The organism is Streptomyces sp. NPDC059718 (assembly GCF_042733315.1).
GTDB lineage: Bacteria > Actinomycetota > Actinomycetes > Streptomycetales > Streptomycetaceae > Actinacidiphila.
The window spans coordinates 70,262-91,383 of record NZ_JBHWGA010000034.1 but is presented as its reverse complement, the minus strand read 5'-3'; the positions used below and the strand labels follow the sequence as shown (position 1 = coordinate 91,383).

Genomic DNA, 21,122 nt, shown 5'->3' with positions numbered 1-21,122 from the left:
GCACCCGGGAGGGGTGCCGCGCCGCCGTTCGGAGCCGGAGGGTCAGCTGCGCCAGCTGTGCGGCGCGCTGAAGCCGGACTGCCGCTCGAGGCGGCGCCAGCCGGCCGTGGAGCGGGGCTTGACGTAGTCGGTCGCGTCCTGGCCCTGGGCCGCGGCGCGGGCGAGCAGGACAGCGGTGAGTGCGGCCAGTTCCTCGTCGCTGGCGTGGCCGCGCTCCACGCGCACGAGCGCGGCGGAGGTGCTGTCGGCAGGAGTGCTCACGGGGTTCGTCTCTCCCTTACTGGGGCGGGTTGCCGTGCTTGCGGGACGGCAGGTCGGCGTGCTTGGTGCGCAGCATCGCGAGCGAGCGGATGAGGACCTCGCGCGTCTCGGCGGGGTCGATCACGTCGTCCACCAGGCCGCGTTCGGCGGCGTAGTAGGGGTGCATCAGCTCGGACTTGTACTCCTTCACCATGCGGGCGCGCATGGCGTCGGGGTCGTCGGCCTCGGCGATCTGGCGCCGGAAGATCACGTTGGCGGCGCCTTCGGCGCCCATGACGGCGATCTCGTTGGTCGGCCAGGCGTAGGTGAGGTCTGCGCCGATCGACTGGCTGTCCATGACGATGTAGGCACCTCCGTACGCCTTCCGCAGGATCAGCGAGATCCGCGGCACGGTCGCGTTGCAGTACGCGTACAGCAGCTTGGCGCCGTGCCGGATGATGCCACCGTGCTCCTGGTCGACGCCGGGCAGGAAGCCGGGGACGTCCAGAAGGGTGATGAGCGGGATGTTGAAGGCGTCGCACATCTGGACGAAGCGCGCGGCCTTCTCGCTGGCCTCGATGTCGAGGACGCCGGCGAGCGAGGCGGGCTGGTTGGCGATGATGCCGACGACCTGGCCGTCGAGGCGGGCCAGGGCCACGATGATGTTGGTCGCCCAGCGCTCGTGGATCTCCAGGTACTCGCCGTCGTCGACGAGCTCCTCGATGACCTGGTGCATGTCGTACGAGCGGTTGCCGTCGGCCGGGACGATGTCCAGCAGGACGTCGCCGCGCCGGTCGGCCGGGTCCGCGGCGGGGACCGACGGGGGGTTCTCACGGTTGTTCTGCGGCAGCATCGACAGCAGGTAGCGGACCTCCTCCAGGCAGGTCTGCTCGTCGTCGTACGCGAAGTGCGAGACACCGGAGACCTCGGAGTGGACGTCGGCGCCGCCGAGCCCGTTCTGGGAGATCTTCTCGCCGGTGACGGCCTGGACCACGTCCGGGCCGGTGATGAACATCTGCGAGGTCTCGCGGACCATGAACACGAAGTCGGTCAGGGCCGGGGAGTACGCGGCGCCGCCGGCGCAGGGGCCGAGCATCACGGAGATCTGCGGGATCACACCGGAGGCGCGGGTGTTGCGCTGGAAGATGCCGCCGTAGCCGGCGAGCGCCGAGACGCCCTCCTGGATGCGGGCGCCGGCACCGTCGTTGAGCGAGACCAGCGGGGCGCCGGCCGAGATGGCCATGTCCATGATCTTGTGGATCTTGCTGGCGTGGGCCTCGCCCAGCGCGCCGCCGAAGATCCGGAAGTCGTGGGCGTACACGAAGACGGTCCGCCCGTGGACGGTGCCCCAACCGGTGATGACCCCGTCGGTGTAGGGCTTCTTCGCCTCCAGGCCGAACCCGCTGGCGCGGTGCCGGCGCAGCGGCTCCACCTCGTTGAAGGAGCCCTCGTCGAGCAGCAGCTCGATGCGCTCGCGCGCGGTGAGCTTGCCCTTGGCCTTCTGGGCCTGGGTCGCCTTCTCGCTGGGGCCGAGCCGGACCTGCTCGCGGATGGCGTGCAGTTCCGCGACGCGCCCGCGGGCGTCGTTCGCCGGCTGCGCGGCCTCTTCGGCCCCTTCGGCCTCGGCGGGCTGGGTCGGCACCTCGTCCAAAACGCTCATGACATCGACCATACGAGCGGAGGGCCGTCATAATCGGCGTCGACTTCGTACAGTGTCCGGACCCGCTTCATGGAGCATCTGGACAGAACCAACACAAGAAAGGCCCCGCACGGCACGTGCGGGACACTTTCTTTGTAGCGGTCGTCCACCCGGACGCAACGGGACCGCTACCTTCCGGATACCGCCTCGGCCAGCGCAAGGACACGCCGGGCGTCATCCACATGGAGGTTCTCGATCATGCGGCCGTCCACCGTGACCACCCCGCGGCCCTCGGCCACGGCCTCCTCGAAGGCCTCGATGATGCGCCGTGCCCTGTCGGCCTCCTCCTGCGACGGGGCGAACACCCTGTTGCAGACCTCCACCTGCCTGGGGTGGATGAGGGTCTTGCCGTCGAAGCCGAACTGCCGGCCCTGGACGCACTCGGCCTCGAAGCCGGTCTCGTCCGTGACGTCGTTGTAGACACCGTCCAAAATCACCTTGCCGGCCTCGCGCGCACCCAGAAGGGCGAGGGAGAGTCCGGTGAGGAGCGGGGCCCGGCCCGGGACGTGCTCGGCGTGCAGTTCCTTGGCGAGGTCGTTGGTGCCCATCACCAGGACGCCGAGCCGTTCCGAGGCCGCCGCGATGGCACGGGCGTCCAGCATCGCGCGCGGAGTCTCCACCATCGCCCAGATGGCGGTGTGGTCCGGGGCGCCGGCGGCCTCCAGGGCCCGCTCGATGGCGTGCACGGTCGCGGCCGAGTCCACCTTGGGGACGACCACGGCGTCGGGGCCCGCCTCCGCGGCGGCCCGCAGGTCGTCCTCGTGCCAGGGGGTGCCGGGCGAGTTCACCCGGATGGTGACCTCCCGGTACCCGTACTCCCCCGAGGCCGCCGCCGCGGCTACCCGCTTGCGGGCGTCGGCCTTGGCGTCCGGCGCGACGGAGTCCTCCAGGTCGAGGATGAGCGCGTCGGTGGGGAGGGTCTTCGCCTTCTCCAGGGCGCGCTCGTTCGCGCCGGGCATGTAGAGGACGGAGCGGCGCGGCCGCAGGATCGCATCGGTCATCGGTTCTGCTCCTGCTCCTTGTAAGCGGCCTCGTACGCCTGCGCCAGCTCCGGGTCGCGGGCGGCCAGCGCCTCCGCGAGCTCGACGACGACGTGGCACTGCTTCACCGTGGCGTCGTCCTGCATCTTGCCGTCGATCATCACCGCTCCGGTGCCGTCACCCATGGCGTCGATGACCCTGCGCGCCCAGGCGACGTCCGTCGGCGCCGGGGAGAAGACCCGCTTGGCGATGTCGATCTGCACCGGGTGCAGGCTCCACGCCCCGACGCAGCCGAGCAGGAAGGCGTTGCGGAACTGGTCCTCGCAGGCGGTGGTGTCCTTGATGTCGCCGAAGGGCCCGTAGTACGGCAGGATCCCGTGCGCGGCACAGGCGTCGACCATGCGCGCGATCGTGTAGTGCCACAGGTCCTGCTGGAAGGTCAGCCGCGGCAGCTCCATATCCGCGTCCTTGGGGTCCTCCCGCACGAGGTACCCGGGGTGCCCGCCGCCGACGCGGGTGGTCTTCATGCGGCGGCTCGCCGCGAGGTCGGCCGGGCCGAGGGAGATGCCCTGCATCCGGGGGCTGGCCCCGGCGATCTCCTCGACGTTCGCCACGCCCGTGGCGGTCTCCAGGATCGCGTGGACGAGGATCGGCCGCTCGATGCCCGCCTTGGCCTCCAGTTGGGCGAGCAGCCGGTCGACGTAGTGGATGTCCTCGGCGCCCTCCACCTTGGGCACCATCACGACGTCGAGCTTGTGGCCGATCTCGGTGACCAGGGTCAGCAGGTCGTCCAGCGCCCACGGCGAGTCGAGGCTGTTGATCCGGGTCCACAGCTGGGTGTCGCCGAAGTCGTGGGCCTTGGCCGTGGCGACCAGCCCGGCGCGGGCGGCCTCCTTGCGGTCGGCCGAGACGGCGTCCTCCAGGTTGCCCAGCAGGACGTCCACCTTGGGGGCGATGGAGGGGACCTTCGCGGCCATCTTCTCGTTGCTCGGATCGAAGAAGTGGATCATCCGCGACGGCCGGAACGGTACTTCCCGTACGGGGGCCGGGGCCCCCACGGCCAGCGGTCGGAAGAAGTCCTTCGCGGAACGCATGCGGTCTCCCGGGGTTCGAGGGTGGGGAGCGTACGGCGCTCACCTTATGATCCGCGGGACCCTCGCGTTACTGGTCGGTACGTGTGCCGTTGGTCACCGGTCGGCCACGGACGGCAGACGGTAGGTCAGGTCCGGCTCGCCCTCCTCGTTCGCGGTGCTCTCGCTGCCGGGGACGGCCCGGAAGCCGTGCCGTTCGTAGAACGCGCGTGCCGCGGCGTTGCGCCGGAAGACGTGCAACGACAGTGGGCCGTCCGGGTGGTGGCGCACGACCTCGTCGAGCAGCCGCGAGCCGATGCCGCGTCCGCGTGCGTCGGGCCGCAGGTAGAGGTGCTCCAGCCAGTCGCCGTCGAGCGCCGCGAAGCCGGTCGCGGCACCGGTCGCGGTCTGCTCCGCGACCCACACCCGGCACTGCTCCAGGACGACGTTCGCGACCCACCACCGGGTCTGCTCATCGGTGTGCAGCCGGGGCAGCCAGGGCATGGCGGCCGCCCGGGAGGCGAGGAAGACCGCGGTGATCGCGTCCGCGTCCGCGGCCTGTCCGGGCCTGATCCGTATCGCTGTGTCATCGGTCACGCGATGACCGTACGCCGGGAGCGGGAGCGTGATCGAATGGGTTTCTCCGCCCCGGGAAGGACGAGCCCCATGACCGCCGCGACCGTGCATTCGCTGACCTGCTACCCCGTCAAGGGCTGTGCCGGCGTGCCCCTGGACGGCGTCGCCGTCGGCGCGACCGGTCTGGCCCACGACCGTACGTTCATGGTGGTCGACGCCGCCGACGGGTCCTTCCGCAGCCAGCGGACGCTGCCGCGGATGGCCGTGCTGCGCGCGGACGTCACCGACGACGGCAAGCACCTGGCGCTGTCGGCGCCCGGCGCCGGGGAACTCACGCTGGAGGTGGCGTACGCGGGGCCGCCGCGTGAGGTCGTCCTGTTCGACCGGCCGCTGGGACCGGCGGTGGACCAGGGCGAGGAGGCCGCGCGCTGGTTCTCCGAGGCGCTGGGGGCGCCCTCCCGCCTGGTGCGCGTGCGCCCGGGCTTCGACCGGGACGGCTGGGGGGAGCACCCCGGCAAGGTCAACTTCGCCGACGCCCACGCCCTCTCGGTGGCCTCGCTGGCCTCGCTCGACGACCTCAACCGGCGCATCACCGAGCGTGGCGGCACACCCGTGCCCATGGACCGCTTCCGCCCCAACATCGTGGTCGCCGGCTGGAGCGAGCCCCACACCGAGGACCGGGTGCGGCTCATGGACGTCGGCACCACCCGGCTCGGCTACTCCGTCCGCGCGATGCGCTGCTCCGTGCCGCTGGTCGACCAGGGGACCGGCCGTACGGCCGGCCCGGAGCCGGTGCGCACCCTGGCCGGCTACCGGCGGGAGCCGGAGTACGGCAACAAGGTGAGCTTCGCGATGAAGGCGGCGGTGCTCCGGCCGGGCACGATCGCGGTGGGCGACCCGGTGGAGGTGCGGGCCTGGGCGTGACCGCCCTCCCGGTCGGCCGCACGGAAGCCGGCCGTGGGACCGCCCGCGGCTCGGCCGGGACCGGGCCGCGGGCGGCTCATCCGGCGAGGGTCAGCAGCCGCCGCAGTTGTAGTACAGGACGTCCCAGTGGTTGCCCTCGTCGGCGTAGATGTTGCCCGAGCCGGAGCGGTACTGGGGGGCGCCGTCACCGCGCAGGCCGATGTAGGTGAAGGCGCTGTGGATGTAGTTGGTGACGCAGCTGTTCTTGCCGTAGTCGAGCTTGTAGCCGTTCCAGTGCGAGTAGGTGCCGCTCGCGTGGCCGGTCTCGGTGCCGCCGGTGATGTTCAGGGCGCAGCCAGTGGCACCCTTCAGGGTGACCGCGCCCTGGGCGGTCGCCTGGTTGAGCTGGTCGAAGGACGTGCAGGTCGCGTTGTTGCGGTTGGAACAGCCACCTGACGAGGACCAGGTGATCCCGGCGTTGCGGAACATCGTCGTGGCCTGAGCGTGCGTCAGTTTGGTGACGGCGTAGGCGTCGTGGGACGCGGCGAGACCGACGCCGGGGGCGAACAGCACTCCGAGCGCGAGGACGAGTGCGCTCAGGACGGAGCGGAGCTTCATGGGGATTCCTCCTGCTGGTGACCGTGCTTCCGGTGGGGCGGCTGTGCAGCTGGAGCAGGTGGAGCAGGAGGAGTGTGCCCGGCGTTCTACGCGCGTATGCACGGCAGTTGGGCCGCCTTGGACGGGGACGCGGACGCGGTCGGTGCCGTGTCCGCGTCCGCGTCCGCGTCGCTCATCGGCCGGCGGCCGTCAGTCGTTCCGGCGCGGCTCCACGCCGGCGCGCAGCAGCCCGTACGCGTACGCGTCCTCCAGGGCCTGCCAGGAGGCGGCGATGACGTTCTCGCCTACACCGACGGTGGACCACTCGGAGATGCCGTCGGAGGTGGAGACCAGTACCCGGGTGATGGACTCCGTGCCGTGCTTGCCCTCCAGGATGCGGACCTTGTAGTCCACCAGCTCCAGCTTCGCCAGCTGCGGGTAGGTCCGCTCCAGCGCCACGCGCAGCGCGCGGTCCAGCGCGTTGACCGGGCCGTTCCCCTCGGCGGTGGCGACGATGCGCTGCCCGTCGGCCCACACCTTGACCGTCGCCTCGTTGGCGTGGGTGCCGTCGGGGCGGTCCTCGACGATGGCGCGCCAGGACTCGACCCGGAAGTAGTGCAGCGGGCGGCCCTCGACCTCCTCGCGCAGCAGGAGTTCGAAGGAGGCGTCGGCGGCCTCGTAGGTGTAGCCCGCCAGTTCGCGCTCCTTGACGCGCGCCACGACCCGGCCGATCAGCTCGCGGTCGTCACCGAGGTCGATGCCGAGTTCCTTGCCCTTGAGCTCCACCGAGGCACGGCCCGCCATGTCGGAGACGAGCATGCGCATGGTGTTGCCGACCAGTTCCGGGTCGATGTGCTGGTAGAGGTCGGGATCGACCTTGATCGCCGAGGCGTGCAGCCCGGCTTTGTGGGCGAAGGCCGAGATTCCCACGTACGGCTGGTGGGTGGAGGGCGTGAGGTTGACGACCTCGGCGATGGCGTGCGAGATGCGCGTCATCTCGACGAGGGCGCCTGCGGGAAGGACCTTGCGGCCGTACTTGAGCTCCAGCGCCGCCACGACCGGGAAGAGGTTGGCGTTGCCGACCCGCTCGCCGTAGCCGTTGGCGGTGCACTGGACGTGCGTGGCGCCCGCGTCGACGGCGGCGAGGGTGTTGGCGACGGCGCAGCCGGTGTCGTCCTGGGCGTGGATCCCCAGACGGGCGCCGGTGTCGGCGAGCACGGTGCGGACGACGGCGGTGATCTGGGCGGGGAGCATCCCGCCGTTGGTGTCGCACAGGACGACGACGTCGGCACCGGCCTCGTGGGCGGCGCGCACGACCTCCTTGGCGTACGCCGGGTTGGCCTTGTAGCCGTCGAAGAAGTGCTCGCAGTCGACGAAGACCCGGCGACCCTGGGAGCGCAGGTGGGAGACGGTGTCCCGGACCATCTCCAGGTTCTCCTCCAGCGTGGTCCGCAGGGCCAGCTCGACGTGCCGGTCATGGGACTTGGCGACCAGGGTGATGACCGGTGCGCCCGACTCCAGAAGCGCCCTGACCTGCGGGTCCTCCGCCGCATTGCCGCCGGCGCGGCGCGTGGCGCCGAAGGCCACCAGCTGGGCGTGCGACAGGTCCAGCTCGGCGGCGGCGCGGGCGAAGAACTCGGTGTCGCGCGGGTTGGCGCCGGGCCAGCCGCCCTCGATGAAGCCCACCCCGAAGTCGTCCAGGTGCCGGGCGATCGTCAGCTTGTCGGCGACGGTGAGGTTGATGCCCTCGCGCTGCGCGCCGTCGCGCAGCGTGGTGTCGAAGACGTGGAAGCTGTCGTCCAGTACGGCCGTCATGGTTCGTTCCAACTCCTGTCGGGTGAGTGGTTCCGGAAGACCGGGCTCCACTTGCCCCCATCTTCCCTCGCGCTGCACCGCCTCCGGCACGGGTGGGCCGGGAAACGAAAAGACCCCTCGCGGGTGCGAGAGGTCTGCGCGCGGGTCTGGGACACGGTGGTCGCTTCCGCGGTGGTCTGCGGTTCGGCGATCACTGAGGACCGGCGCGCCTGCTGCCGATAATCATGGCGAACGAGGGCACATCGGCAGTCTGCCACAGGACCCGCGGGCGTGGGACACGGTCTCAGGATGCGGGCACCCGGTCGGCGGCGGGCCGGCCGTCAGGCGGCGGGCGCCGGGGTGAGGGCGTCGTCCAGGAACTCCTTGACGTGCTCCAGGGCCTGCTCGCGGTCCAACCCGGGCAGCCCGATGACCAGGGGCACGCCGAAGCCGTCCAGCAGCGCCCTCAGCCGTACGGTGAAGCGCTCGGGATCCAGGGGCCGGAAGTCGCCGCGCGAGATGCCCTCGGCGAGCAGGGCGACCAGGTCGCGGTGCCAGACCAGTTCGAGATCGAGCTGGCGGTGGAGCACCTCCTCGGCGGCCGTCGTCCTGTTCCAGATCTCGGACCAGAGCGTCCAGCGCGGGTCGCGGCGCCCGTCGGGCAGGTACAGGTCGATGACGGCGTCGAGCCGTTCCCGGGGAGCGGTGGGGCTGCCCAGCACCCGCCGGCGCTCGGCGGCGAGCTGCTCCTCGCTCCATTCGAGGGTCTGCAGCAGCAGCTCGTCCTTGCTGCCGAAGTAGTAGAGGACGTGGCCGCTGCTCATGCCGACCTGCCGGCCGAGGCCCGCGATGGTCAGCTCGGCCAGCCCGCGCTCGGCGATGGTCGCCATGGCGGCGGCCATCACGTCCTCGCGGGGCTGCTTGAGCCGCCGCCGCGGGCGGGCGGGTCCGGTCACTGTTCCTCCGGGGCGGTCACACCTGGGGCTGCTGCTGGGTGATGCAATGAATACCACCACCGTGGGCGAAGATCGTACGAGCGTCCACCAGCACGACCTGCCGCTGCGGGAGGAGCCGCTCGAAGACGGCCTTGTTGACCTCGTCGGCGGGGTCGTCGAAGCCGCACAGGATCACGGCGCCGTTGCAGAGGTAGTGGTTGACGTAGGAGTAGTCGACCAGCTCGCCGTCCACCTCCTGGACCTGGGGCGCGGGCAGCTCCACGACCTCCAGCGGCCGGCCCTTGGCGTCGGTGGCGGCCCGCAGCAGGGACGCGACCTCCCGGGAGACGGCGTGGTCGGGGTGGGCCGGGTCCTGCTGGCTGTGGACGACGACCACGCCGGGACGGACGAAGGCCGCCACGATGTCGACGTGCCCGCGGGTGCCGAAGCGGCCGTAGTCGGCGGTGAGACCGCGGGGCAGCCAGATCGCCTTGCGGGTGCCGAGGAAGGCGTGGACCTCGGCCTCCACCCGCTCCCTGGTCCAGCCCGGGTTGCGGCCCGGGTCGAGCTGCACGGTCTCGGTGAGCAGCACGGTGCCCTCGCCGTCGACGTGGATGCCGCCGCCCTCGTTCACGAAGGACGTGGCGTAGCGGGCCGCGCCCGCGCGTCCGGCGACGAAGGCGCCGATCTCCGCGTCGTGCCCCCAGGCCGCCCACTCCTGGGCGCCCCAGCCGTTGAACGTCCAGTCGGCGGCCGCGAGGCGTCCGGCACCGGTCAGGAAGGTCGGGCCCATGTCGCGCATCCAGGCGTCGTCCAGCGGCGCCTCCGCGACCGTGACCTGCGCGCCGCCGGAGCCGAGCAGCTCCCGGGCGCCGGCGGCGTCCTCGGGCCGCGCCACGACGGTCACCGGCTCGAAGCGGGCGACCGTCCGGGCCACGGCGGCCCAGGCCGCGCGGGACACGGCCAGGTCCTCGGCGCCGTCGAAGGTGACGCTGGGGGACGGCCACGCCATCCAGGTGCGGGTGTGCGGAGCCCACTCGGGCGGCATCGCGTAGCCGTCGGCGGCGGGGGTGGTGGGCATGGTGCTGGTCCTTGTCACAAGAAGTAGAGACGGCTGAGCGACACCTGTTCCGCGGGCTCGGAGCGCAGCGGGTCGCCGTCGAGCGTCACCAGGCCCGTCCCGCCGTCCACGTCGACCTGCCCGGTGCGGGAGTTGAGGACGAGGTCGGCCGGGCCGATGCCGCGGGTGCCGCGCACGGCCACGCGGCGGCGCCGGGTGGGCATCCGGTCGTGCTCCAGCTCCAGGGCGGGCCGGGCGACGAACGCCACGGACAGGTCGGCGGCGGTCGCGCCGTGGGCCCCGAACAGCGGGCCGAGGACGAGCGGTTCGCAGGTGTCGGTGGCGGCGCCCGGGTCGCCGGTGACCCCGTACGCGGGGAAGCCGGACTTGAGCACCATCTGCGGCTTCGCGCCGAAGTACTGCGGCCGCCACAGCACGATGTCGGCGAGCTTGCCGACCTCGATCGAGCCGATCTCGTGGGCGAGGCCGTGGGCGATCGCGGGGTTGATGGTGAGTTTGGCGATGTAGCGCAGCACGCGGGCGTTGTCGTCGTCCGGGCCGTCCCCCTCCAGGGGGCCGCGCTCGGACTTCATCTTGCCGGCCATGGCGAAGGTGCGGCGTACGGTCTCACCGGCCCGGCCCATGCCCTGGGCGTCGGAGGAGGTGATGCCGATCGCCCCCAGGTCGTGCAGCACGTCCTCGGCGCCCATCGTCCCGGCGCGGATGCGGTCGCGGGCCATCGCGGCGTCGCCCGGCAGGTCGGGCTTGAGGTCGTGGACGGAGACGATCATCCCGTAGTGCTCGCCGACCGCGTCGCGGCCGAAGGGCAAAGTGGGGTTGGTGGAGGAGCCGATGACGTTGGGCACGCCGGCCATCTTCAGGACGTTGGGGACGTGCCCGCCGCCGCAGCCCTCGATGTGGAAGGCGTGGATCGTGCGGCCCTCCAGCACGCGCAGGGTGTCCTCCACGGACAGGCACTCGTTCAGGCCGTCGCTGTGCAGGGCGACCTGGACGTCGTACTCCTCGGCCACGCGCAGCGCGGTGTCCAGGGCGCGGGTGTGGGCGCCCATGTCCTCGTGGACCTTGAAGCCGCACGCCCCGCCCTCGGCGAGCGCCTCGACCAGCGGCGCCGGGTCGGAGGACGAACCGCGGCCGAGGAAGCCGATGTTGACGGGCCAGGCGTCGAAGGAGTTGAACGCGTGCCGCAGCGCCCAGGGCGAGTTGACGCCGACGCCCCACACGGGCCCGAACTCCTGGCCGATGATCGTGGTGACCCCGGAGGCGAGCGAGGCCTCCATGATGCGCGGGGACAGCAGGTGGACATGGGTGTCCACGGCTCCGGCGGTGGCGATCAGCCCCTCGCCGGACACGATGGAGGTGCCCGTGCCGACCACGACGTCCACCCCGTCGAGGGTGTCGGGGTTGCCGGCCCGGCCGATGGCGTGGATGCGGCCCTCGCGGATGCCGATGGACACCTTGCGGATGCCGACGGCCGCGTCGATGACCAGCACGTTGCTGATCACCACGTCGCAGGTCTCGCGGACGGCGGCGGCCTTGAGCGCCAGCCCGTCGCGGGCGGTCTTGCCGAACCCGGCGAGGAACTCGTCCCCGGGCCGCTGGGAGTCCGACTCGACGCGGACCACCAGGCCCGAGTCGCCCAGCCGGACCCGGTCCCCGGCACGCGGCCCGTGCACGGCGGCGTACTCGTACGGGTCGATGCTCATGACCGCGCTCCCAGGTATCCGCAGGCGGCGGCCCGCCGCAGCGCCTCCGCCTTCGCGCCGGGCGCGTCGAGCGGACCGTCGACGAGTCCGGCGAAACCGATCACCACACGGTCGCCGCCGACCGGGATCAGCCCGACCTCCCGCGCCTCCCCCGGCCCGAAGCGCACGGAGGAACCGGCCGGCACGTCCAGCCGCATGCCGTACGCCGCCGAACGGTCGAAGTCCAGCCGGGGGTTGGCCTCGAAGAAGTGGAAGTGCGAGGTCACGCTGACCGGTACGGAGGCGGTGTTGAGCACGGCCACCACCACCTCCGGGGGCCGCTCGGGGTGGGCCGGGCCGGGCAGCACGGCGCCGGGGGCGTCCGCCCCCAGCGAGCCCCCGCCGATCGGGTCCGTGACCACGGCCAGCCGGGACCCGTCGTCGAAGACGGCCTCCACGTGGACCTCGGTGACGACGTCCGCCACGCCGGGCAGCACGTCGCCGGGGCCGAGCACGGCACGGCCGGCCTCGACGGCCTCCGCGAGGCGTGCGCCGTCCCGCGCGGCCTCGCAGACCGTGTCGGCGATCAGGGCGGTGGCCTCGGGCACGTTGAGCCGCAGCCCGCGCGCCCGGCGGGCCCGGGCCAGCTCCGCGGCGCCGAACAGCAGCAGCCGGTCGCGTTCGGTCGGGGTGAGCCTCACGCCTCCGCACCTCCCACATCGATCACCGATTAGAGCACCACTCTAAACCTGAAAGCCACCCGGGGGAAGTATTGACCTCGGCCCGGGGTCGGAGGAAATTGAGTGGCGTTCAAACTTTCCCGGCACGGCAAGGGAGCCCGCCATGCAGATCGAACAACGCGGAGTGGACACCGTCCCCGATGAGGAACGGACCAGTCGCCCCCGCGACCTGGTCAGCATCCTGCTGGGCTCCAACCTCGCGCTGGGCGTGATCGTCTTCGGCTGGCTCCCGGTCTCGTTCGGCCTCGGCTGGTGGGCCTCCGTCACGTCCCTGATCCTGGGCACCGCGGTCGGCACGGTGCTGGTCGCCCCGCTCGCGCTGGTCTCGCTGCGCACCGCCACCAACCTCTCCACGAGCAGCGGTGCCCACTTCGGCGTGCGCGGCCGGCTGCTCGGCTCGGTCATCGGCCTGCTCCTGTCGCTCGGCTACACCGCGCTGACCCTGTGGGTCGGCGGCGACGCCGTCGTCGGCTGCCTCGGCCGGCTCGTCGGGCTGCCGGCCGGCGGCTGGAGCTACGCCGTGGTCTACGCCCTGCTCGCGGCCTGCACCGCCACGTCCGCCGTCTTCGGCTACCGGATGCTGCTGCGGCTCAGCCGTGCCCTGTCCATAGGGCTGACGGTACTGCTGGTCATCGGGGTCCTCGCGTACGCGGGGGACTTCACGACGGCCGCGCCCGCCGGCACGGAGTACCTGCTCGGCGGCTTCTGGCCGACCTGGCTGCTCGCCACGGTCTCGGCGGGCCTGAGCGGGCCGATCGCGTTCATCACGCTGCTGGGCGACTACACGCGCTACATATCGCCGCGCCGCTTCTCCCAGCCGCGGGTCTTCCGGGCCACCTGCGCCGGGCTCGTCGCCGGACTGCTCGTGCCCCAGCTCTTCGGCACCTTCACCGCGCTCGCGGTGGGGGCCGGCGAGGACTACGCGGGGCCCCTCGTCGCGGCGGCGCCCGCCTGGTACCTGGTGCTGCTGCTGGCCAACGCGTCGGCGGGCTCGGTGGGCAACGCGGGGTTGATGCTCTACAGCATGGGCCTGGACCTGGACGCGATCCTGCCGCGGGCGACGCGCACGCAGGCGACCTACGTGGTGGCCGCGGTCTCCACCGCACTGGTCTACTTCGGGCACTTCGCCTGGGCCGCGCAGGACGCGATGACCTCGTTCGTCCTGCTGCTCACCGCCGTGGGCACCCCGTGGGCGGTCGTCACCCTCATCGGATTCGCCCGGAGCCGGGGCCGCTACGACGCCGACGCCCTCCAGGTCTACAACCGGCGCAGCCGCGGCGGTCTGTACTGGTACCGCGGCGGCTGGAACGTGCAGGCCACACTCGCCTGGGCGGCGGGGTCCGGCATCGGGCTGCTCGCCGTCGACACCCCGGCGTACAGCGGGCCCCTGCTGTCCATGACCGGCGGGATCGACCTCAGCTTCCTGATATCGGGTGCCGTCACGGCCGCGGTGTACCTCGTGCTCAACGCGGGCCGCCCGCACCCCGTGCCGCCGGCGCGGACCCCGGAACGGGTCGCGGTCACCGTGTGAGGCGGGGCGGCTCCCCCGCCCGGCCCCGCCGTCGCGCCGACAGGTGTACGGCGCCGCCCGGGTCCTGCCCGGCGCGGCGCCGTACGGGGGCGGCGGGCGGTCAGCGGCCCAGAGGGTGCATCCAGCCGTGGGTGTCGGGGGACTGGCCGGTCTGGATGTCGAGCAGCGCCTTGCGCAGCTTCATGGTCACCTCGCCCGGCTTGCCGTCACCGACGGTCCAGTCCGCGCGGGTGGACTTCACGGAACCGACCGGTGTGATGACGGCCGCGGTGCCGCAGGCGAAGACCTCGGTCAGCGATCCGTCCGCGTTGCCGTTCTTCCAGTCGTCCACGCAGATGCGGCCCTCGCGGACCTCGTAGCCGAGGTCGGCGGCGATGCGCAGCAGCGAGGCGCGGGTGATGCCGGGGAGGAGGGAGCCGGTGAGCTCGGGGGTGACGATCGTGTTCCCGTACACGAAGTACAGGTTCATGCCGCCCATCTCCTCGATCCAGCGGCGCTCGATCGCGTCGAGCCACACGACCTGGTCGCAGCCGTGCTCGATGGCCTGGGCCTGGGCGACCAGCGACGCGGCGTAGTTGCCGCCGGCCTTCGCGGCGCCGGTGCCGCCGGGCGCGGCACGGACGTACTCCTCGGAGAGCCAGACGGAGACCGGCTTGACGCCACCGGGGAAGTAGGCCCCGGCCGGGGAGGCGATGACCATGAACAGGTACTCGTTGGCCGGCTTGACGCCGAGGCCGACCTCGGTGGCGAACATGAAGGGACGCAGGTACAGCGACTGCTCGCCCTGGCTGGGCACCCACGCCTCGTCCTGGGTGACGAGCGCGTCGACGGCGGCGAGGAAGGTCTCGACGGGCAGCTCGGGCATGGCCAGGCGGCGGGCGGAGGCCTGGAAGCGCTCGGCGTTGGCCTCGGGACGGAAGGTGGCGACGGACCCGTCGGGCTGACGGTAGGCCTTGAGACCCTCGAAGATCGTCTGCGCGTAGTGCAGCGTCATGTTCGCCGGGTCGATGGAGAGCGGCGCGTACGGGACGAGCTCCGCGTCGTGCCAGCCACGGCCCTCGGTCCACCGGATCGTCACCATGTGGTCGGTGAAGTGGCGGCCGAAGCCGGGGCTGGCGAGGATCGCCTCGCGCTGCGCGTCGGGCAGCGGGCGCGAGGAGGGCTTGAGCTCGATCGTGGGCGTCGTCATCTGTCGTGTCCTTCGCGTCAGGGTCAGGGCGGACCGCACCCGCCGTCCCGAGGTGCTAGGACGTCCGAGTTCCCCCTCGCACAGCGGCCCCACCGCTGATTATCGCAGCGGCGGGGCCGGGGACATACATGCGCGGCCCGAGAGGTCATGGTCAGTCGTGGAGCGGTCACTGACCGGCCGGGCCGACTGGCGGAGGCTAACCCGGCGGTCAGCCGGCTACTCGCGCGGCGAGCGCGTCGCCGATCTCGGAGGTGCTGCGCGTCCCGGAGCGCTCGGCGAGGTCCGCGGCGACGGCGGCCTCGATCCGCTCGGCCTCGGCGGTGTAACCGAGGTGCCGCAGCAGCATGCCGACCGAGAGCACGGTGGCGGTCGGGTCGGCCTTGCCCTGGCCGGCGATGTCCGGGGCGGAGCCGTGGACCGGCTCGAACATCGACGGGAACGCGCCGCCCGGGTTGATGTTGCCGCTGGCGGCGAGGCCGATGCCACCGGTCACGGCGGCGGCCAGGTCGGTGAGGATGTCACCGAAGAGGTTGTCGGTGACGATCACGTCGAAGCGCTCGGGCTGGGTGACGAAGAAGATCGTCGCCGCGTCCACGTGCAGGTAGTCGGTGGTGACCTCGGGGTACTCCTCGCCGACCTTGTCGAAGATGTTCTTCCACAGGTGGCCGGCGTGCACGAGGACGTTGTTCTTGTGGACCAGCGTCAGCTTCCTGCGGGGGCGCGCCTGGGCGCGGGCGTAGGCGTCGCGCACCACGCGCTCGATGCCGAACGCCGTGTTGAGGCTGACCTCGGTGGCCACCTCCTGCGGCGTACCGGTGCGCAGGGAGCCGCCGTTGCCGACGTACGGGCCCTCGGTGCCCTCGCGGACGACGACGAAGTCGATGCTGGGCTCGCCGGCCAGCGGACCCTTCACACCCGGGAAGAGCCGGGAGGGCCGCAGGTTGACGTGGTGGTCGAAGGCGAAGCGGAGCTTCAGCAGCAGCCCGCGCTCCAGGACGCCGGAGGGCACCGACGGGTCGCCGACGGCGCCGAGCAGGATCGCGTCGTGGGCCTTGAGCTGTTCCAGCTCCGCGTCCGGCAGGGTCTCGCCGGTCTCGTGCCAGCGCTTGGCGCCGAGGCTGTACTCCTTGGTCTCCAGCTTCACGTCCTGCGGAAGCACGGCGGACAGGACCTTCAGGCCCTCGGCCACCACCTCCTGGCCGATTCCGTCGCCGGGGATCACTGCGAGACTGATGCTGCGAGACATGGCGAGAACCCTACTCTGCCGTCCATGGAATGACACATGATGTCCGCATGGCGGACGCCTCCTGTACCCGCCGGGTGCTGTTCACCCGTATGACCGTGCTGAGTTGGCGGCGGAAGGGAATTCCCTGTCCATGGACACTCCACGCATGGGCATCGACGAGGACCTCGCCGGCCGTCTGAGCATGGCGGAGCAGCACGCCTGGCTGCGGGAGCGGCACTCCCGCAGACGGGTGATCCGGGGCGGTGTCGCGGCCACCGGGATCGTCGCCGGGGCCGGTGTGCTGGGCGCGTCCGCGTACGCCGGGAGGGAGCCGGCCGCGGTCCACGTGGACGGTGCGCTGGTGGCCCCGTTCGGGCGGCACCTGGCCTTCGGCGCCGACCCCGGGACCCAGATGCGCGTCTCCTGGCAGGTGCCGCTGCCGGTGCGGGGGCCGTTCGTCCGGGTGGGGTTGCGGCCCTGGGACCTCGGGCAGCGGATCGAGGCCGAGGTGCGCCCGCTGCACACGGCGGCCCTCGGCAAGGAACTGCCCGCGGTGGAGCAGTACTACCTACACGCGGCGCTCGACGGGCTGCGCCCCGGCACCACGTACTACTACGGCGTGGGACACCGGGGCTTCGACCCCGCGTCGGCGCCCGCCTACGCCACGATCGGCTCCTTCGCCACCGCCCCGGACCCCGGGCAGCGCCGGTCGTTCGTGTTCACGGCCTTCGGCGACCAGGGTGTCAGCTACCACGCCCTGGCCAACGACAGTCTGATCCTGGCTCAGAACCCCGCGTTCCACCTGCACGCGGGCGACATCTGCTACGCCGACGACTCGGGCCGGGGCGAGGAGGGCGACACCTACGACGCGCGTGTGTGGGACCAGTTCCTCGCCCAGACCGAGAGCGTCGCCTCACGCGTCCCGTGGATGGTCGCGCTCGGCAACCACGACATGGAGGCCTGGTACTCCCCCAACGGCTACGGCGGCCAGGAGGCCCGCTGGTCGCTGCCGGGCAACGGCCCGGACCCGGCACGGCTCCCCGGCGTCTACTCCTTCGGCTACGGCAACGTGGCGGTCGTGGCGCTGGACGCCAACGACGTGTCGTACGAGATCCCGGCCAACCACGGGATCAGCGGCGGCCGGCAGACCGCCTGGCTGGACCGGCGGCTGGGCGAGCTGCGGGCGCGGCGCGGCGTCGACTTCGTCGTCGTCTTCTTCCACCACTGCGCCTACTCGACCACCAGCGCGCACGCCTCCGAGGGCGGGGTGCGCGAGGCCTGGGTGCCGCTCTTCGAGAAGCACCGGGTCGACCTGGTGGTGAACGGGCACAACCACGTCTACGAGCGCACCGACGCGGTGCGCCGCGACGCCGTGGGCAAGGACGTCCCCATCGGGGCGACCACACACCCCGAGCGGGACGGCATCGTCTACGTCACGGCGGGCGGCGCCGGGAAGAGCCTGTACGCCTTCCCGGTGCCGGACAGCCACGAAGGGCACGTCAAGGACCTGGACAGCGTGGAGACCTACCGCTGGGTGAAGGGTGCCCACAAGGCCACGGAGACGGTGGAGTGGTCACGCGTCCGCTACACCGGCCACTCGTTCCTGGCCGTGGAGTCGCAGCCCGCGCCGCCCGGTGGGACGGCGCGGCTGGTCGTCTCGGCGCTCGCCGAGAACGGCAGACGGATCGATCACTTCACCATCGCGCGGACGGCCAGGTAGGCCAGGCGTCGCAGACGGCGGAGGGGATGGGGAACGGAGTGGCCGGTCAACGCGGCTCGTGTCCCGTCGATCCGCCGTTGTCACGGCGGTCCAGGGCGCGCTGGAGGGCTTCGGCGGCGTTCTTGCGGGCGGTCTCGTCCATGGTGAACAGCTCCCGGAGAAGAAGAGAGGGTTGTGTCGCCATAGAACGGGGCGGGGAGCGGCGCTGCAGGGGGTGACCTGCCACAGGCGCGCGGCTGTCCGCCGGTCGCTGGTGGAGCGAGACGTTCGGCTCCTACAAAGCTAGGACAGCTCCGCCGATCTGTCTCCACAATTACTCGGACTTCCTACTATCTGAGACGGCGAAGGCCCGGCACCCCACGGAATCGGGGGTACCGGGCCCTGCCCCTTGCGGGCTCGTCCGGGTGACGCGGAGGTCAGCCCATGTGCGGGTAGCGGTAGTCGGTCGGGGGCACCAGGGCCTCCTTGATCGACCGGGTCGACGTCCAGCGCATGAGGTTCTGCGCCGCACCCGCCTTGTCGTTGGTGCCGGAGGCGCGGCCGCCGCCGAACGGCTGCTGGCCGACCACGGCGCCGGTGGACTTGTCGTTGATGTAGAAGTTGCCCGCGGCGAAGCGCAGCCGCTCCATGACGTGGGCGACCGCGGCGCGGTCACGGGCGACGACCGAGCCGGTCAGCGCGTACGCGGCGACCGATTCCATCTGGGTCAGCATCGCCTCGAAGGCGCCCTCGTCGGCGTCGTCGTAGACGTGGACGCCCAGGACCGGGCCGAAGTACTCCTCGCGGAAGATCTCGTTCTCCGGGTCGGAGGAGGCCAGCACGGTCGGCCGGACGAAGTAGCCGACGCTGTCGTCGTAGGTGCCGCCGGCGACGACCTCGACGGTCGGGTCGGCCTTGGCGCGGTCGATGGCGGCCTTGTTCTTGGCGAAGGCGCGCTCGTCGATCACGGCGCCGATGAAGTTCGACAGGTCGGTGACGTCACCCATGGTGAGGCCGTCGACCTCGGCCGCGAACTCCTCCTTGAAGCCGTTCTCCCACAGGGAGCGCGGGATGTAGGCGCGGGAGGTGGCGGAGCACTTCTGGCCCTGGTACTCGAAGGAGCCGCGGGTCAGCGCGGTCTTCAGCACCGCCGGGTCGGCCGAGGGGTGGGCGACGACGAAGTCCTTGCCGCCGGTCTCGCCGACGATCCGCGGGTAGGAGCGGTACTTGTCGATGTTGTTGCCGACCGTCCGCCACAGGTGCTGGAAGGTCCGGGTGGAACCGGTGAAGTGGATGCCGGCCAGGTCCGGGTGCTCCAGGGCGACCTCGGAGACGGCGATGCCGTCGCCGGTGACCAGGTTGATGACGCCCTTGGGCAGCCCGGCCTCCTCCAGCAGCTCCATCAGCAGCACGGCCGCGTGCGTCTGGGTCGGGGAGGGCTTCCACACCACGACGTTGCCCATGAGGGCCGGGGCGGTCGGCAGGTTGCCGGCGATCGCGGTGAAGTTGAAGGGCGTGATCGCGTAGACGAAGCCCTCGAGCGGGCGGTGGTCGAGGCGGTTCCACACACCCGGGGAGTTGGCGATCGGCTGCTCGGCCAGGATCTGGCGGGCGAAGTGCACGTTGAAGCGCCAGAAGTCGACCAGCTCGCAGGGGCTGTCGATCTCGGCCTGCTGGGCGGTCTTGGACTGGCCGAGCATCGTGGAGGCGGCGATCGTCTCGCGCCAGGGGCCGGCCAGCAGGTCGGCGGCGCGCAGGATGATGGCGGCGCGGTCGTCGAAGGACATGGCGCGCCAGGCCGGGGCGGCGGTCAGCGCGGCGTCGATCGCGTCGCGGGCGTCGTCCTGCGTGGCGTTGGCGTAGGTGCCGAGGCGGGCGCCGTGGTTGTGCGGCTGCACGACGTCGAAGCGCTCGCCGCCGCCCATCCGCCGCACGCCGCCGATGGTCATCGGCAGCTCCACCGGGTTCCCGGCCAGCTCCTTCAGCTTCGCCTCCAGCCGGGCCCGCTCCGGGCTCCCCGGGGCGTAGGAGTGCACCGGCTCGTTCACCGGGGCGGGGACCTGGGTCACAGCGTCCATGGAAGACATCTCCTTGTGTCCTTGTGGGGTCGTGGGCTCAGCGGGTGGGGAGGAAGGACCGCAGGAAGAAGGCCAGGTTCGCCGGCCGCTCCGCGAGGCGCCGCATGAAGTACCCGTACCAGTCTGCGCCGTACGGGACGTAGATGCGCATGCGCTCGCCCTCGTCGGCCAGGCGCCGCTGCTCGGCGGTGCGGATCCCGTACAGCATCTGGAACTCGTACGAGCCCTGCTTGCGGCCGTGCCGGTGGGCGAGCTCCTGGGCGATGGAGATCAGCCGCGGGTCGTGGGAGCCGATCATCGGGTAGCCCTCGCCCGCCATCAGGATCTTCAGGCAGCGCACGTAGGCGCGGTCGACCTCGGCCTTGTCCTGGTGGGCGACGGTGGCGGGCTCCTTGTAGGCGCCCTTGACCAGGCGCACGCGGGAGCCGGCGACGGCGAGGTTGCGGGCGTCCTCCTCGGTGCGGAAGAGGTACGACTGCAGGACGGCGCCGGTGCCGGGGTGGCGCAGGCGCAGGTCGGCGAGGATCGCGAGGGTGGAGTCGACCGTGGTGTGGTCCTCCATGTCGAGCGTGACGGTGGTGCCGATCTCGCTCGCCAGGTCGGCGACGGGACGGACGTTCTCCAGCGCGATGTCGTGGCCGCCGGCCGGCAGGGCCTGCCCGAAGGCCGACAGCTTGACGGAGACCTCGGCGCGGGTGCCCAGGCCCTCGGCCTTCAGGGCCTCCAGCAGCCGCAGGTAGGCGTCGCGGGTCGCGAGCGCGGTCGCCTTGTCGGTGACGTCCTCACCCAGGTGGTCGAGCGTGACCTCCAGGCCGGAGGCGGTCAGCGACCGCACGGTCTCCATCGCGGGCGCCAGTTCGTCACCCGCGATGAAGCGGTTCACCACGGGGCGGGTGATCGGCGCGCCCGCGACGACGCGGCGCATACGGTCGCTGCGCGAGGCGGCGAGCAGCACGGGACCCAGCACGGTCTCCTCCTGGAGGAAGGGCTGCCCAGGGGGCAGGCAGCGTCGCCGTGAAATCTAGGATCCACCTACCCCGCCCGCCATCGACAGCTGTCACGCATCCGATCGGCATCCCTCATACAGATGTATGAGGGACAAT

General features: G+C 71.8%; 18 protein-coding genes. 3 read left to right on the top strand and 15 right to left on the bottom strand.

Annotated elements, in window-relative coordinates:
• Positions 1 to 42: 42 nt before the first annotated feature.
• The 5 genes from ACFV3E_RS31920 to ACFV3E_RS31900 all read right to left on the bottom strand — a co-directional run bounded on the left by ACFV3E_RS31920 (position 43) and on the right by ACFV3E_RS31900 (position 4,586).
• Entirely contained in the window at positions 43 to 261 is a 219-nt protein-coding gene (locus ACFV3E_RS31920; protein ID WP_089224994.1) for an acyl-CoA carboxylase epsilon subunit, read from the bottom strand.
• Between the two features lie 16 nt (positions 262 to 277).
• Entirely contained in the window at positions 278 to 1,900 is a 1,623-nt protein-coding gene (locus ACFV3E_RS31915) for an acyl-CoA carboxylase subunit beta (protein ID WP_500366064.1), read from the bottom strand.
• A 167-nt stretch (positions 1,901 to 2,067) separates the two neighbouring features.
• On the bottom strand, positions 2,068 to 2,940 hold the full coding sequence (locus tag ACFV3E_RS31910; RefSeq protein WP_500366066.1) for an HpcH/HpaI aldolase/citrate lyase family protein: 873 nt from the start codon (positions 2,938 to 2,940) through the stop codon (positions 2,068 to 2,070).
• Positions 2,937 to 4,013 carry an HpcH/HpaI aldolase/citrate lyase family protein gene (locus ACFV3E_RS31905; protein WP_500537808.1) on the bottom strand — a complete coding sequence of 359 codons (1,077 nt, stop codon included), beginning with the start codon at positions 4,011 to 4,013 and terminating at the stop codon, positions 2,937 to 2,939. Before ACFV3E_RS31905 ends, ACFV3E_RS31910 begins: the two co-directional genes overlap by 4 nt.
• A gap of 93 nt (positions 4,014 to 4,106) precedes the next feature.
• Positions 4,107 to 4,586, bottom strand: coding sequence for a GNAT family N-acetyltransferase (locus ACFV3E_RS31900; RefSeq protein ID WP_500537807.1), 480 nt, complete (start codon positions 4,584 to 4,586; stop codon positions 4,107 to 4,109).
• 69 nt (positions 4,587 to 4,655) lie between these two features.
• On the opposite strand from ACFV3E_RS31900, the gene ACFV3E_RS31895 reads away from it, so the two are divergent.
• Positions 4,656 to 5,489, top strand: a complete 834-nt coding sequence (locus ACFV3E_RS31895; protein WP_500537806.1) for an MOSC domain-containing protein — start codon at positions 4,656 to 4,658, stop codon at positions 5,487 to 5,489.
• A 90-nt stretch (positions 5,490 to 5,579) separates the two neighbouring features.
• On the opposite strand, the gene ACFV3E_RS31890 is transcribed toward ACFV3E_RS31895, so the two are convergent.
• The 6 genes from ACFV3E_RS31890 to ureA form a co-directional block, all read right to left on the bottom strand.
• On the bottom strand, positions 5,580 to 6,086 hold the full coding sequence (locus tag ACFV3E_RS31890) for a hypothetical protein (protein ID WP_500537805.1): 507 nt from the start codon (positions 6,084 to 6,086) through the stop codon (positions 5,580 to 5,582).
• A 189-nt stretch (positions 6,087 to 6,275) separates the two neighbouring features.
• Complete coding sequence (gene cimA, locus ACFV3E_RS31885) at positions 6,276 to 7,880, bottom strand: citramalate synthase (RefSeq protein WP_500537804.1); 1,605 nt, start codon at positions 7,878 to 7,880, stop codon at positions 6,276 to 6,278.
• Positions 7,881 to 8,200: 320 nt separating this feature from the next.
• A complete protein-coding gene (locus ACFV3E_RS31880) occupies positions 8,201 to 8,815 on the bottom strand; it encodes a TetR/AcrR family transcriptional regulator (protein ID WP_500537803.1) in 615 nt (204 codons plus the stop codon).
• A gap of 16 nt (positions 8,816 to 8,831) precedes the next feature.
• On the bottom strand, positions 8,832 to 9,875 hold the full coding sequence (locus ACFV3E_RS31875) for an agmatine deiminase family protein (RefSeq protein ID WP_500537802.1): 1,044 nt from the start codon (positions 9,873 to 9,875) through the stop codon (positions 8,832 to 8,834).
• Positions 9,876 to 9,889: 14 nt separating this feature from the next.
• A complete protein-coding gene (locus ACFV3E_RS31870; RefSeq protein ID WP_500537801.1) occupies positions 9,890 to 11,578 on the bottom strand; it encodes an urease subunit alpha in 1,689 nt (562 codons plus the stop codon).
• Positions 11,575 to 12,258 carry an urease subunit gamma gene (ureA, locus tag ACFV3E_RS31865; protein ID WP_500537800.1) on the bottom strand — a complete coding sequence of 228 codons (684 nt, stop codon included), beginning with the start codon at positions 12,256 to 12,258 and terminating at the stop codon, positions 11,575 to 11,577. Before ureA ends, ACFV3E_RS31870 begins: the two co-directional genes overlap by 4 nt.
• A gap of 142 nt (positions 12,259 to 12,400) precedes the next feature.
• Between ureA and ACFV3E_RS31860 the strand changes: the two genes are divergently transcribed.
• Positions 12,401 to 13,828, top strand: a complete 1,428-nt coding sequence (locus ACFV3E_RS31860) for a cytosine permease (RefSeq protein ID WP_500537799.1) — start codon at positions 12,401 to 12,403, stop codon at positions 13,826 to 13,828.
• Between the two features lie 100 nt (positions 13,829 to 13,928).
• On the opposite strand, the gene ACFV3E_RS31855 is transcribed toward ACFV3E_RS31860, so the two are convergent.
• Together ACFV3E_RS31855 and ACFV3E_RS31850 are read right to left on the bottom strand one after the other, a co-directional pair.
• Positions 13,929 to 15,017 carry a branched-chain amino acid aminotransferase gene (locus tag ACFV3E_RS31855; RefSeq protein WP_500366083.1) on the bottom strand — a complete coding sequence of 363 codons (1,089 nt, stop codon included), beginning with the start codon at positions 15,015 to 15,017 and terminating at the stop codon, positions 13,929 to 13,931.
• A 208-nt stretch (positions 15,018 to 15,225) separates the two neighbouring features.
• Positions 15,226 to 16,263 carry a 3-isopropylmalate dehydrogenase gene (locus tag ACFV3E_RS31850; protein WP_499514165.1) on the bottom strand — a complete coding sequence of 346 codons (1,038 nt, stop codon included), beginning with the start codon at positions 16,261 to 16,263 and terminating at the stop codon, positions 15,226 to 15,228.
• Positions 16,264 to 16,393: 130 nt separating this feature from the next.
• On the opposite strand from ACFV3E_RS31850, the gene ACFV3E_RS31845 reads away from it, so the two are divergent.
• Complete coding sequence (locus ACFV3E_RS31845) at positions 16,394 to 17,962, top strand: purple acid phosphatase family protein (RefSeq protein WP_500537798.1); 1,569 nt, start codon at positions 16,394 to 16,396, stop codon at positions 17,960 to 17,962.
• A gap of 416 nt (positions 17,963 to 18,378) precedes the next feature.
• Here ACFV3E_RS31845 and pruA read toward each other — a convergent pair whose 3' ends face one another.
• The gene (gene pruA / locus ACFV3E_RS31840; RefSeq protein ID WP_500366087.1) at positions 18,379 to 20,019 is read right to left on the bottom strand and encodes an L-glutamate gamma-semialdehyde dehydrogenase; all 1,641 of its coding nucleotides are present in this window, start codon (positions 20,017 to 20,019) and stop codon (positions 18,379 to 18,381) included.
• A gap of 37 nt (positions 20,020 to 20,056) precedes the next feature.
• Positions 20,057 to 20,986, bottom strand: coding sequence for a proline dehydrogenase family protein (locus ACFV3E_RS31835; protein ID WP_500366089.1), 930 nt, complete (start codon positions 20,984 to 20,986; stop codon positions 20,057 to 20,059).
• Between the last annotated feature and the right edge of the window lie 136 nt (positions 20,987 to 21,122).

Coding starts and splice junctions, on each gene's coding strand:
- ACFV3E_RS31860 (WP_500537799.1), top strand. CDS start 12,401: ATGCAGATCGAACAACGCGGAGTGGACACCGTCCCCGATGAGGAACGG.
- ACFV3E_RS31875 (WP_500537802.1), bottom strand. CDS start 9,875: ATGCCCACCACCCCCGCCGCCGACGGCTACGCGATGCCGCCCGAGTGG.
- cimA (WP_500537804.1), bottom strand. CDS start 7,880: ATGACGGCCGTACTGGACGACAGCTTCCACGTCTTCGACACCACGCTG.
- ACFV3E_RS31915 (WP_500366064.1), bottom strand. CDS start 1,900: ATGAGCGTTTTGGACGAGGTGCCGACCCAGCCCGCCGAGGCCGAAGGG.
- ACFV3E_RS31850 (WP_499514165.1), bottom strand. CDS start 16,263: ATGTCTCGCAGCATCAGTCTCGCAGTGATCCCCGGCGACGGAATCGGC.
- ACFV3E_RS31845 (WP_500537798.1), top strand. CDS start 16,394: ATGGACACTCCACGCATGGGCATCGACGAGGACCTCGCCGGCCGTCTG.
- ACFV3E_RS31870 (WP_500537801.1), bottom strand. CDS start 11,578: ATGAGCATCGACCCGTACGAGTACGCCGCCGTGCACGGGCCGCGTGCC.
- ACFV3E_RS31890 (WP_500537805.1), bottom strand. CDS start 6,086: ATGAAGCTCCGCTCCGTCCTGAGCGCACTCGTCCTCGCGCTCGGAGTG.
- ACFV3E_RS31905 (WP_500537808.1), bottom strand. CDS start 4,013: ATGCGTTCCGCGAAGGACTTCTTCCGACCGCTGGCCGTGGGGGCCCCG.
- pruA (WP_500366087.1), bottom strand. CDS start 20,019: ATGGACGCTGTGACCCAGGTCCCCGCCCCGGTGAACGAGCCGGTGCAC.
- ACFV3E_RS31910 (WP_500366066.1), bottom strand. CDS start 2,940: ATGACCGATGCGATCCTGCGGCCGCGCCGCTCCGTCCTCTACATGCCC.
- ACFV3E_RS31895 (WP_500537806.1), top strand. CDS start 4,656: ATGACCGCCGCGACCGTGCATTCGCTGACCTGCTACCCCGTCAAGGGC.
- ACFV3E_RS31855 (WP_500366083.1), bottom strand. CDS start 15,017: ATGACGACGCCCACGATCGAGCTCAAGCCCTCCTCGCGCCCGCTGCCC.